Annotated in this window: 8 protein-coding genes; 1 reads left to right on the forward strand and 7 read right to left on the reverse strand. The window is 44.4% G+C overall.

Annotation, left to right across the window (positions count from 1 at the left end):
• Positions 1–152: 152 nt before the first annotated feature.
• The 3 genes from B9L23_RS00345 to gltB all read right to left on the reverse strand — a co-directional run bounded on the left by B9L23_RS00345 (position 153) and on the right by gltB (position 8,347).
• Complete coding sequence (locus B9L23_RS00345) at positions 153–1,997, reverse strand: sigma-54-dependent Fis family transcriptional regulator (RefSeq protein WP_089096689.1); 1,845 nt, start codon at positions 1,995–1,997, stop codon at positions 153–155.
• A 103-nt stretch (positions 1,998–2,100) separates the two neighbouring features.
• Entirely contained in the window at positions 2,101–3,582 is a 1,482-nt protein-coding gene (locus B9L23_RS00350; protein ID WP_089096690.1) for a glutamate synthase subunit beta, read from the reverse strand.
• 202 nt (positions 3,583–3,784) lie between these two features.
• Positions 3,785–8,347, reverse strand: coding sequence for a glutamate synthase large subunit (gene gltB / locus B9L23_RS00355; protein WP_089096691.1), 4,563 nt, complete (start codon positions 8,345–8,347; stop codon positions 3,785–3,787).
• 124 nt (positions 8,348–8,471) lie between these two features.
• Here gltB and gltC point away from each other — a divergent pair, with 124 nt between their 5' ends.
• The gene (gene gltC / locus B9L23_RS00360; RefSeq protein WP_089096692.1) at positions 8,472–9,374 is read left to right on the forward strand and encodes a glutamate biosynthesis transcriptional regulator GltC; all 903 of its coding nucleotides are present in this window, start codon (positions 8,472–8,474) and stop codon (positions 9,372–9,374) included.
• A 440-nt stretch (positions 9,375–9,814) separates the two neighbouring features.
• On the opposite strand, the gene dhaM is transcribed toward gltC, so the two are convergent.
• The 4 genes from dhaM to B9L23_RS00380 form a co-directional block, all read right to left on the reverse strand.
• The gene (gene dhaM, locus B9L23_RS00365) at positions 9,815–10,210 is read right to left on the reverse strand and encodes a dihydroxyacetone kinase phosphoryl donor subunit DhaM (RefSeq protein ID WP_089096693.1); all 396 of its coding nucleotides are present in this window, start codon (positions 10,208–10,210) and stop codon (positions 9,815–9,817) included.
• A 14-nt stretch (positions 10,211–10,224) separates the two neighbouring features.
• Complete coding sequence (dhaL, locus tag B9L23_RS00370) at positions 10,225–10,839, reverse strand: dihydroxyacetone kinase subunit DhaL (protein ID WP_089096694.1); 615 nt, start codon at positions 10,837–10,839, stop codon at positions 10,225–10,227.
• 20 nt (positions 10,840–10,859) lie between these two features.
• Positions 10,860–11,855 carry a dihydroxyacetone kinase subunit DhaK gene (gene dhaK / locus B9L23_RS00375; protein WP_089096695.1) on the reverse strand — a complete coding sequence of 332 codons (996 nt, stop codon included), beginning with the start codon at positions 11,853–11,855 and terminating at the stop codon, positions 10,860–10,862.
• Between the two features lie 467 nt (positions 11,856–12,322).
• A complete protein-coding gene (locus B9L23_RS00380) occupies positions 12,323–13,315 on the reverse strand; it encodes an NADPH:quinone oxidoreductase family protein (protein WP_062679373.1) in 993 nt (330 codons plus the stop codon).
• Positions 13,316–13,428 lie beyond the last annotated feature (113 nt).

The following is a 13,428-nucleotide window of genomic DNA, read 5'->3' on the forward strand; positions in this document are numbered from 1 at the left end:
CATCCTCCTTAATTAAAGTGAATTCTTCTCATTTTCTAACCATGCAAGTAATGTGCCAACAAAAAAAACGCTTACAACAATATTGTTGTAAGCGTTTTTAAAAAATTAAATTTTAACTAATCTCATTTTTTCTCATTCTTTCTCATTTTGTCTCATATCAAATGATACTTCTTTAATTTTCGGTAAAATGTACTGCGAGGAATATTCAACTCAGCTGCCGCTCTAGCAATATCGCCTTTTGTTTTCTGCAGCATATCCATAATATGATTTTTTTCAATCTGTTCCCGATAGGACAAAGTTTCTTGATCTGACTTCATATTTTCTCCCTGACTTTCCCATCCAATGAACATCGATTTGAGCTCCGGAATAGATGGAATATGATCTCCATATTCAATTCGAACTCGCTCTAACACGTTAAATAATTCTCGAATATTTCCTGGCCAATGATAGGTCATAAATAGTTGCATCACTTCATCAGGAAAGGAAACAGACCAATTGTTTTTTTGGCAATAGTACTGAATCAAAAACGGTATATCCTCTTTTCGTTCTCTTAACGCCGGAACTTTAATCGGATATACATAAATGCGATAAAATAAATCTTCCCTTAACTTTCCTTCTCTTACTAATTGATATAAATCGCAGTGTGTCGCTGTTATTACTCTCACGTCAATAGGAATTGGTTTCGTTCCGCCAATAGGAATGACTTCCCTTTCCTGCAAAACCCTTAAAAGCGCAATTTGCATTTCCAAAGGTATTTCGCCAATTTCATCGAGAAAAATGGTTCCACCGTTTGCTTGGACAAATTTTCCTTTATGTCCCGTACGTTTCGCTCCCGTAAATGCCCCCTCTACATAACCAAACAATTCACTGCCAATTAGTTCCTTTGGTATCGCACCGCAATTAATCGCAACAAACGGGCCGTTTTTTCTGGCACTGTTTTGGTGAATAGCGCGAGCAATCAATTCTTTCCCTGTTCCCGTTTCTCCGGTGATATAAACAGTGGCATCTGTTTTCGCTACCTTTTCACAACTTTTTATTACATTTGCAAATGATTTACTCCTACCGGTTACTCCTTCAAAATGAAATGTCGTAGAAACAAATTTAAAATCATTATTTTTTGCCTTTTGAAGAGTAACTTGATAACCAATAATATCATGATGAATAGAAGAATAAATGGGAGTTTGGGATTTGATAATCCAATGATCGCCACAAACATCTTCCAGCGATCGATCAAGCATGTTTGAAAAGGAAGAGCGCAAACAATGATTCACCCAGACAATACGCCCTTTATGATTGCATATCACTACAGGGGAATTTGTATTTTCCATATTACGACTATACTTAAACAACTCCAATTCATCTTCTTTTGCTTGAATGTGGAATCGTTGCTCGATGGTATATGCCGCGGCAACCACAGTGGCTAAAACATGGTCGTGAAATGGATAATGATTGATGGGGTAAGAAACATCGATAATTCCGACAAGTTCTCTCTTTTCGTCATAAATGGGTGTTGCGGAACAAACCCATTGATGGGAAGCAACGGAATAATGTTCTAAGCCAACAATCGCAATAGGCTCATGGATTCGCAAAGACGTGCCAATGGCATTTGTCCCGACTTCATCTTCTGTCCACTTTACACCTTCCACAAATTTTATTCCTTCAGCCATTTTCATTGTTTGTTTATGTCCCTTTGCATATAAAACATATCCTTCTCGATCGACAAGAAGAAAAATAGACTTGGTTTCTTGAAAATATTTTTGCAGCTTTTCTAAAATAGGTACGGCAATATGAAGCAATCGTTGATTCCTCTTTTTTCTTTCTGCCAGCACATGCGGCTCTAAAATCATCTTTCCTTTTCCGTCATAAGGGTTCACATTTTTCTGGCGGCAGAGATGCCATGATTCCGCAATTCTTTTATTCATCCTTGCATGGTCCAAAATTCCTTCACGAACAAAGCGCTGCCAAATTTCGCGTCTAGATGGATCTATGATATTCATATCCATCCCCTCCAACACTCTGAATATCAGATAATGTTTACATTCGTTTTTTACATGAAAAAATCCTCTCGAAAACCAGTTGTTTTCAAGAGGATTTTCCACATCACGGCAAATTCGTTGTTCCCATTAAGAAACGATCGACTTCTCTTGCTGCTTCCCGGCCTTCGTGAATCGCCCAAACGATTAAGCTTTGGCCTCTACGGGCGTCTCCGGCCGCAAATACTCCTTCGACATTGGTTGTGTATTTACCGTACGGCGCTTTAACTTTATTGTTGACGGTCTCGACGCCGAATTGCTGCAAAATCGGCTGCTCCGGACCTTCAAAGCCGATGGCGATAAATACTAAATCACATGGCCAAACTTGTTCGGTGCCCGGAATCTCTTTAAATATCGCTTTGCCGTTTTCATCGATGATTTTTTCCATTTGAATCGTATGAAGCTCTTTGACTCGCCCGTGCTCATCGCCAACAATTTTTTTCGTCTGAATGCAATATTGCCGCGGGTCAGCACCGAATTTCGCTTTCGCTTCTTCATAGGCGTAATCCAGTGTAAATACAAGCGGATATTGCGGCCATGGATTATTTTCCGATCGTTGTTCCGGCAATGCCGGGTGCTTCCCAAACTGCACAACGCTTTTGCACCCTTGCCTTAATGCAGTGGCAACACAGTCCGCGCCCGTATCGCCTCCGCCGATGACAATGACGCGCTTGTCTTTGGCGTCGATAAAGTTTCCGTTGGCAAAATCGGAATCAAGCAAGCTTTTGGTCACACCTGTTAAATAATCCATGGCAAAATGAACACCCTCAAGCTCTCTTCCTTCAATCGCAAGGTCACGATGTTTTTGCGCGCCGATGCATAATACGACGGCGTCATATTGAGAACGCAGCTCTTCGGCGGTGATGTCTTTTCCAACTTCCGTATTGGTTATGAACGTAATCCCTTCTTGTTCTAAAAGCCGAACTCTCCGCTCGACAATTTCTTTTTCTAGTTTCATATTTGGAATGCCATACATTAATAACCCGCCGACTCGGTCAGCCCGCTCGTACACCGTTACCGAATGGCCCGCTTGATTGAGTTGGTCGGCGCAAGCAAGACCGGCAGGCCCAGAACCGACAATCGCCACTTTTTTTCCTGTTCGTTTTTGCGGAATCCGTGGCTGAATCCATCCTTCGGCAAACCCTTTATCAATAATCGCCCTCTCGATTCCTTTGATGGCGACAGCCGGGTCGGAAATCGCTACCGTACAGGAACCTTCACAAGGCGCCGGACAAACCCTTCCGGTAAATTCTGGGAAGTTGTTCGTTTTCAGCAACCGCTCGAGCGCCTCTTTCCATCTGCCTCGGTAGACTAAATCGTTCCACTCCGGGATCAAATTATGAATCGGGCAGCCCGATGTCAACCCGTTCAATTCCAGTCCCATATGACAAAACGGAGTCCCGCAATCCATACAGCGGGCGCCTTGTCTTGCGAGCGTTTCATCGGAAAACGGAAACGCATATTCTTTCCAATCGTCGAGACGGGAAAGCGGGTCACGTTTTGTTTCTTCCTCGCGTGCATATTCCATAAAGCCGGTTGCTTTTCCCATGATCGTTTTCCCCTCCATTTCCGTACCATTCCATTGAACCTCTATACGATAGAAATCGGCAGATTCTAAAAAAGTTTTTTCTACACCTTCGCAACGCTTGTTCTGCTCGACTTCCTGGACGTTTTCACATCGTGTCGGATTGGTTCTCCCCGTAATTGAAATCACATGCTGTTGTGATCAGTAACGATGGCGAAGCGATCGCTTATTTAGCGACCGCTTGTAATGCGAGTGGTTCGTTTACCGCAACTTTTTTTTGTTTGGCCACCGCTTCAAAAGCAGCCATCATCGCCTCATCTTGAGAAAGCCCGGATTGTTCCATCGCTTTAATTGTTTCGATCATCAATTTGTAGTTTCTCGGAATGACTTTCACAAACTTTCCGACATATTCATCCCAATGCGCCAAAATGTGAGAAGCTTTTATGCTTCCGGTATATTGGTAATGTTTTTCAATCATTTGACGCACTTCATTGATCTCTTCTTCCTCTTCGAGACGTTCGAACAACACTAATTCTTTATTCGCGGTTCTTTGCCATTCGTTTTCATCATCGGTTAGCACATAAGCGATTCCCCCGGACATTCCTGCGGCAAAGTTTTTCCCGACGGAACCAAGGATCACGACACGTCCTCCTGTCATATACTCACAGCCGTGATCGCCGACGCCTTCAACGACAGCGTTCACGCCGCTGTTCCGCACGCAGAACCGTTCGCCGGCGCGTCCGCGAATATATGCTTCTCCGCTCGTCGCCCCATAGAAAGCGACGTTGCCGATAATGACGTTATCCGCAGAAGCAAACTCCGCTTCTTCTGGCGGACGGACGATCACTTTTCCGCCGGAAAGGCCTTTTCCGACATAGTCGTTCGCATCGCCAACAAGCGTCATCGTCATTCCTTTTGGAACGAAAGCGGCAAAGCTTTGTCCGGCAGAACCTGTGAAATGCAGTCGAATCGTATCTTCCGGAAGCCCTTCTTCTCCATATCGTTTCGATATTTCGCTTCCCGTAATCGCTCCGACGGTGCGATGAACATTTCGAATAGGAAGATGAAGCTCGACTTGTTCTTTTTTCTCTAACGCAGATACTGCCGCCGGCAAAATTTCGTTATAATCCATCGTTTGTTCGATTTTATGCTGTTGCGGACGAGCAAATGTCCGTGGACCGTCTACTTGGTAAAGTAGGCGCGACAAATCCAAATGCTTCGCTTTCCAATGTTTTTTCGCACGCTCGCTCACTTTTAAGACATCGACTCTTCCGACCATTTCATCGATGGTGCGGAAACCGAGCTGTGCCATTATTTCACGCACTTCTTGGGCAACGAAATACATGAAGTTGATCACGTGTTCTGGTTTTCCCATAAACTTTTTGCGAAGCTCTGGATTTTGCGTTGCCACGCCAACCGGACATGTATCAAGATGGCATGCCCGCATCATCACACAGCCTAAAACAACAAGCGGGGCTGTCGCAAAACCAAATTCTTCAGCGCCGAACAATGCGGCCATCACAACATCGCGTCCAGTCATTAATTTTCCGTCTGTTTCAAGCACAACACGGTCACGCAAGCCATTTAACATTAACGTTTGGTGCGTTTCCGCAAGACCGAGCTCCCACGGAAGCCCAGCATGCTTAATGCTCGTTTTTGGCGACGCTCCTGTACCGCCGTCGTAACCGCTGATGACAATAACATCCGCATTTCCTTTCGCAACGCCGGCCGCAATCGTTCCGACACCTGCTTTGGAAACAAGTTTCACGCTGATCCGTGCATCTCTATTGGCATTTTTCAAATCGTAAATAAGCTGCGCCAAATCTTCAATCGAATAAATATCATGATGCGGAGGAGGAGAAATCAATTCTACTCCAGGCGTAGAGCCGCGCACTTTTCCGATCCACGGATACACTTTATTGGCAGGCAGCTGTCCGCCTTCGCCAGGTTTTGCCCCTTGCGCCATTTTGATTTGCAATTCATCGGCGTTGACTAAATAATGGCTTTTGACGCCAAAGCGGCCGGAAGCGATTTGCTTAATCGCGCTTCTGCGCAAATCCCCATTTTCATCTGGCACATAACGGCTCGGATCTTCTCCACCCTCGCCGCTATTGCTTTTTCCTCCGATGCGGTTCATTGCGATAGCGAGCGCTTCATGTGCTTCTTTGCTTAATGAACCATAAGACATCGCACCTGTTTTAAAGCGGCGCACGATCGATTCAACCGGCTCGACTTCCTCAATCGGAACCGGCGTTCTCGTTTCATCAAATTCAAACAAATTTCGCAAAAAGGTCATGCGCTCTTCATTCGCCAATTTCGAATATTGTTTGTACAGCTCATAATCGTTTTTCCGGCACGCCCATTGAAGCAGATGAATCGTCTTTGGATTGAATGCGTGATGTTCTCCGTTTCGTCTCCATTGCAGCTCGCTGCCTGGGTCTAATGTATCGTCTTTGTATGTCGTTTGGAATGCGGCTTCATGGCGCATTTTCGCTTCTTTAGCAATTTCCGCTAAACCGATGCCGCCGATTTGGGATGCCATGCCTGTGAAATATTGTTCGATCACTTCTTCACCGATGCCGACCGCTTCAAAAATTTGCGCACCGCGGTAGCTTTGTACCGTCGAAATTCCCATTTTCGACATGACTTTGACAACGCCATCGGTAACCGCCTTTTTATATTTGTTCACCGCTTCATGATAGGAAAGCGAAATGACTCCGTTTTCCACAGCGCTGCGAATCGTCTCCAGCGCCAAATACGGATTTACCGCATCCGCGCCGTATCCGATTAAAGCGGCAAAATGATGCACTTCCCGCGCTTCGCCGCATTCGACAATAATGCTTACATTCGTGCGCGTTCCTTTTCGTACAAGATATTGATGAAGCGCACTTGCGGCAAGAAGCGTCGGAATGGCGACATGACGTTCGTCAACGCCTCGGTCAGACAATACAAGAAGCACCGCGCCGTTTTCCATCGCCTTTTCCGCTTTTTCAAACATTTCATCAAGCGCTTTTTGCAAGTCGTCGGTAAATAATGTCGGAATCGTCACACATTTAAACTCAGGATACGGGTTCGACTTTAACGCAGCAAGTTCTTCGTTCGAAAGAATCGGTGTATCCAAGCGAATACGGCGGGCGGCCGATGCATCCGGATGAAGAATATTTCCTTCTTTTCCAAGAAGCGTCATCGTCGATGTCACAATATATTCGCGAATCGCATCAATCGGCGGGTTGGTGACTTGCGCAAACAGCTGTTTAAAATAGTTAAACAAGCTTTGCGGACGGTCTGACAACACCGCAAGCGGCGCATCCATTCCCATCGCGCCTGTCGGGTCTTTTCCTTCTTTCACCATCGCGATGATCGTTTTTTCTACATCTTCATACGTATAGCCGAACGCTTTTTGCAATGTGACAAGATTTTTGACCGGCTCCGTATATTCTGGAATATCGAGATCGTTTAACGTCATCATTTTTTCGTTCAACCATTTGCGGTACGGCTTTTCTTTAGCGATTTCTTCTTTAATTTCCTCATCAGAAATAATCCGGCCTTGCTCTAAATCGACTAAAAGCATTTTCCCTGGGCTTAAGCGATCTTTATATAGCACGTTATTTGGATCTACATCAATGACACCGACTTCCGATGAGAAAATAATATAGTCATCTTTTGTCACATAATAACGCGCTGGTCTTAAACCGTTACGGTCTAAAATCGCGCCGATTTGTCTGCCGTCCGTAAACGAAATCGCTGTTGGGCCGTCCCACGGTTCCATTAAGCAGCTATGGTATTCGTAAAACGCTTTTTTGTCATCATCCATTTCGTTGTCCCAGAACCATGGTTCCGGAATGAGCATCATCGCCGCATGAGCCAATTTTTTCCCGGCTAAGACGAAAAATTCAAACGCATTATCTAAAATGGATGAGTCACTGCCGTTCATATCTAAAATCGGCGTAATTTTTTGCAAATCCTCACCGAAAAGTTCAGATACAAATTGCTTTTCCCGCGCCATCATCCAATTGACGTTTCCTCTTAGCGTATTGATTTCGCCGTTATGAATTAAATAGCGGTTTGGATGCGCTCTTTCCCAGCTAGGGAATGTGTTTGTACTAAAGCGGGAGTGAACGAGGGCAAACGCCGATTGAAACCGTTCGTCCTGCAAATCGACGTAAAATTCATCCAATTGTTCCGGTGTAAGCAATCCTTTATATACAATCGTCCGGCTTGAGAGGCTGGCGAAATAACATTCATTATTTTGAACAAGCTTTTCCGCCTGTTTGCGAATGACATACAATTTTCGTTCAAATGCAAGCTCATCTTGAATATCGTCGCTTGCTGCGATAAACACTTGGCGGATAAACGGCTTGCTTTGTTTTGCGAGTTTTCCGAGTTTTTCGATATTTACAGGCACAGTGCGCCAGCCTAACAGCGTCTGTCCTTCTTTTTTGATGATTTTATTGATTTCTCTTTCATAATACAATCGTTTTTCCTCATCTTCCGGCAAAAACACCATGCCGACGCCATAACGCCCTTTTGGCGGAAGCTTCATTTTTCCGCACGCCACTTGGAAATATTCGTGCGGAATTTGTACCATAATACCCGCGCCATCGCCTGTTTCTGGATCGCTTCCTTGCCCGCCGCGGTGTTCAAGCTGACGAAGCATATGAAGACCTTTTTTTATAATATCGTGGGACGGCTTTCCTTTTAAATGGGCGTAAAAGCCGATACCGCACGCATCATGCTCAAATTCAGGATGATAAAGCCCTTGCGCTTTCGGTAGCCCGTAATGTTTCATCTTGCTTCCCTCCCGTTCCATTTGCTCTGTGTATATAATTGTAGTTTTCAAAAATAATATAAACAATATATAATTTAGATTAAATCAATCACATTTTGAGATTAATAGAAGGGAGGTGAGGAAAATGGAGCTAAGACAACTTCAATATTTTTTAGAAGTGGCCAAACGGGAGCACGTTTCCGAAGCGGCGGAAGCTCTTCATGTCGCACAATCCGCCATCAGCCGGCAAATTGCTAATTTAGAGGCCGAACTTGGCGTACAGTTATTTGAACGGGAAGGACGAAACGTAAAACTCACCCCGGTCGGCCGTCATTTTTTGCCTCATGTGGAGACAGCGCTAAAGGCCATTGAATACGCGAAACAGCAAATCGAAGAATATTTAGACCCGGAGCGTGGAACGATCAGAATCGGCTTCCCAACGAGTCTAGCAAGCCATACGATGCCGATGGTCATCTCCGCTTTTAAAGAAGAGCATCCAAATGTGTCGTTTCATTTGCGGCAAGGAGCTTACAAATATTTAATCGAAGCGGTGAAAAAAAGAGAAATCGATTTGGCGTTTCTCGGACCTGTTCCAACTGGTGAGCCAGGCATTAAAGGGGAGATTTTGTTTTCGGAAATGTTTGCCGCCCTTCTTCCAAGCAATCATCCGCTTGCCAAACGAGACAGCTTAGTACTAAATGAACTACGCAACGAACCGTTTGTGACATTTCCTGAAGGGTACATTTTGCATCAAATTGTTCTCGATGCCTGCCAGCAAGCAGGATTTTCCCCGATCATCTCATCGGAAGGCGAAGATTTAGACGCAATTAAAGGTCTCGTCTCCGCGGGGATTGGCGTCACTCTTCTTCCGGAAAGCGCCTTTTATGAAACGGTGCCCCGCTTCGCGGTAAAAGTGCCAATCGAAATACCGCAAGTCAAACGAAACGTTGGCATTATCATCTCTGACCATCATGAACTGGCGCCGTCGGTCAAAGTGTTTTATCGGTTTGTGAAAGACTTTTTCGCCCAGTTGGAGCGGTATCAATAAAAAACATTGTCCAGCTTTTTTATAATAAAAGAAGGTGAACTTGATGACGAATGTTTACTTTTACCCAGATAATTATAGTAAGGAAGATTAGAGGAATATGGCTCGATAGTAAATATTGCAAAACAACTTCAAAATTACAAAGTAGTAGTTAAAGAATAGATATTTTAATACACATTAACTTATTTGAGTAACAAGTGGGCAAGTTTAATAAGAGCGAGAAAACCCTTCTAGATTGGGTTTCCCTTAATTTTATCCAATTTATCAACATTAACATTTAACAGAACCATCTGAAAAAGAAAATGTACCAACATCGGCAGCAGCAAAATTTTTTCGCGGTCAAGCAAATAAAACCCCCGGAAATCATTGTGATTCCGGGGATTTTCTATCAATATTTCCTCATGTTTTCGCTTTCCATTATTGCCATAGTTTGCTCATTCAGCCTATGAACGCGCCACTTTCACCATCTGTTTCGCTTGTTCACATGCACGGACAACTTCACTGAGCGATTTTCCCAATCCCGCTTCCACCGCGGCGATATACGCTCCTTCCACCAACGGAGCATCGGCAATCACGATATGATCTGTTTTCTCGAGCATCTCGATCGCCAATTCCGCGTTCATCAAAGCGCTGCCAAGGTCAAACAGAATGACAACCCCTTTTTCCGAATAGACGGATTCAATCGCTTCTTTGATGCGGAAAGCGTTCGTCCCGATCTCCCCATCGTTTCCACCGGCAACTGCGATGTTGACATCGGGTTGGACTTGATTTAATAATTTCTTTAAACCGCTTACAATTTCCTCGCTGTGCGAAATTAATACAAGGCTGACATACTTCATGAATGATCTCTCCTTTATCCCTCGAGCACTTCCGCTAAAGCGGCAAACAATAAATACGAAGAAGCGGAACCTGGATCGATGTGGCCGATCGATCTCTTTCCTAAGTAAGCGGCGCGCCCTTTTTTCGCCTCGAGTTCTTTTGTATGTTCCATTTTTTCTTTCGCGAGCAGTGCTGCTTCTTTCGCATGTATGCTTCCTTTCTCCCGCAAAAATTCCATGACCGGCTCCCATACGTCCACCATCGTTTTCTCGCTGACGTTTGCTTTTCCGCGCGCTTTGATTCCGTCTAACGCCGCCTCTAACGCTGCGATCAGCTCTTTATCATCCGCTTCCTTTTTTCCCGCGAGCGCAAGCGACATTTTCAAAAAAGCAGTGCCGTATAACGGTCCCGACGCTCCTCCGACTTTCGCGATTAGCGTCATGCTTACATCTTTGAAAAGCGAACCGAGATCTTCGTAATTGGCAGAACTGATTTTTTCAACTACTTCTTGAAATCCCCGCGTCATATTTAACCCATGATCGCCGTCGCCGATCGCTTGATCGAGTTCCGTTAAATATTGTTTTTGTTGTTGAATGTGATCGTTTGCGATTCTCATCCATCGTTTTGCCTGTTCCATATCAAACGCCATAATGATTTCTCCTCTCCCTTTTATTTTTTCAACGCAATCGTATCTGCAGGCGCATCTAGCAATTCGATCAAGGAATCATCCAATTTTAACAGCGATATGGAACAGCCGGCCATTTCCAGCGAGGTCATATATTCTCCGACAAATGTTTCATGGACGTGAATTTGTTTTTCCTTCAACATTTCTGATACTTTTTTATTCACAATATATAGCTCCATTAACGGTGTCGCACCAAGCCCGTTAATCATCACTGCGACGCGATCACCTTTTTCTAGTTTCATGTCATCGAAAATTTTGTCTAGCAGCGTTTCCGCAATTTCGTCCGCTGTTTTGATCGTTGTTTTTTCAATTCCCGGTTCACCGTGAATGCCGATGCCGACTTCGATTTCGTTTTCTCCAAGTTCAAAGCCAGGTTTTCCCGCTGCCGGCACGGTGCACGGAGTAAGTGCCATCCCCATGGAGCGAACATTTTGCACCACCTTTTTCGCCGCCGCCTCGACTTCTTCAAGCGATGCGCCGCGTTCTGATAGTGCTCCTGCGATTTTATGAACAAACACCGTTCCCGCGATGCCGCGCCGTCCTGTTGTAAACGTGCTATCTTCCACCGCTACGTCGTCATTTACAATGACTTTCGCGACACGAATTCCTTCTGCTTCCGCCAACTCCGCGGCCATTTCAAAATTCATGACGTCTCCCGTATAATTTTTGATAATCAACAATACGCCTTTTCCGCTATCGACCGCTTTGATCGCCTCAAGCACCTGGTCAGGCGTCGGAGAGGTAAACACTTCCCCGCATACCGCCGCATCTAACATTCCTTTTCCGACATAGCCCGCATGCGCCGGCTCATGTCCACTGCCGCCGCCGCTTACGATTCCGACCTTTCCTTTTACTGGAGCATCATTTCTTACCATCACATTCGTACCCGGCAGCCGTCTTACCCGATTGCGATAAGCCGCTATCATTCCTTCTAACATATCGTTGACGACTTGGTTCGGATCGTTAATTAGTTTTTTCATCACTCTCTCCCCCTGTATGATGAATCGTTTTTATCTTCTTACATTCTACCATAAATAGCGACCATTATTTCTAAATTTTGTATGTCAAACTCACACATAAAATCAATCAATATTTTTCCTGTTTGAAATGTGAACAAATTTCAATAAACAATCAGGTTATGAAAATGCTTGTTTTTAATAGTGTTTTTTTAGAAAATAAAATATTTACTACATAGTTTAATAAGAATACATAAAAGCAACGTGAGAATGTAGGTTTAAGATATTAGGAAGAAAGCGAAAAATAAGATGCATCAGACTATATGTTAGATCGAGTGATATGAAAGGATAAATATTTTTCACCAACAATTCTAGGCGAGCCATCTATCACTTTTTCTAGTTTGACTCATCATCGTTTGATCAAAATAAAAAATCCCCATGCCCGAATTTTCGGAATGGGGATATACATGTAGTCGACTGATTATCCATCATTATGATAGCTTTACCACCGTTCTGCCACGTAATTTACCTTTTAAAATATTCGATAACGCCTCAGGAAGCTGTTCGAGAGTAACTTCCTGCGCAATCGATTCTAATAGTTTATCCGGTTTTAAATCGCTGGCCATTCGTTCCCAAATTTGTTTTCTTAACTCCATTGGGCAATAGACAGAATCAATGCCTAATAAACTTACACCGCGAAGAATAAATGGAAAAACGGTTGTTGGAACGTCCGTGCCGCCTGTCAGCCCGCTGACTGCCACGGCGCCATTATATTGGATGCGGCTTAAAACAGTCGCAAGTGTTCTCCCGCCGACAGGGTCCACCGCCGCTGCCCATTGTTGTTTATCTAACGGGCGGATCTTCTCGGCACATACATCTTCTCGGGAAAGAATTTCTTTCGCGCCGAGCTCGCGCAAATATTCATGTTCTGTTTCTTTGCCAGTGCTTGCGACCACTTCATAGCCCCGTTTTGCCAGCATCGAAACCGCCAAACTGCCGACACCGCCGGTTGCCCCAGTGACAAGCACTTTCCCTTTTTCCGGGGACAGGCCGTTTTCCTCCAAGCGGTGAATCGATAGTGCCGCCGTAAAGCCAGCTGTTCCTAAAGCCATTGCCTCTTTTAATGTCAATCCTTTTGGAAGCGGAACAATCCAATCTCCAGGAATACGGGCGTATTCACTGTACCCTCCGTAATGCGTCACACCAATTTCATAGCCAGTTGCGATGACTTCGTCTCCTTCTTTAAAACGCGGATCATCCGAAGAAACAACAATACCAGCTAAATCAATCCCCGGGATAAACGGATATGTTTTTACAATTTTTCCATCAGGAATGGACGCCAATCCGTCTTTATAATTGACGCTGGAATATTGGACCTTGATCAAGACATCCCCTTCTGGAAGGTCATCCATGGAAACAGTTTGTACATTGACGGTAAAATCTGTTTCGGTTTTATTTACTACTAACGCTTTGAATTCGCTCACAAGACATCCCCCTCAAAATTTTTCCATATTCTTGTCTTAACGATAACAAAATTATTCCTGCTGGTCAAAATATTTTTGTTGTCCAAGTCGTGTTGCATTACCCCTGCTTCACG

This window comes from Parageobacillus galactosidasius (genome assembly GCF_002217735.1).
GTDB lineage: Bacteria > Bacillota > Bacilli > Bacillales > Anoxybacillaceae > Parageobacillus_B > Parageobacillus_B toebii.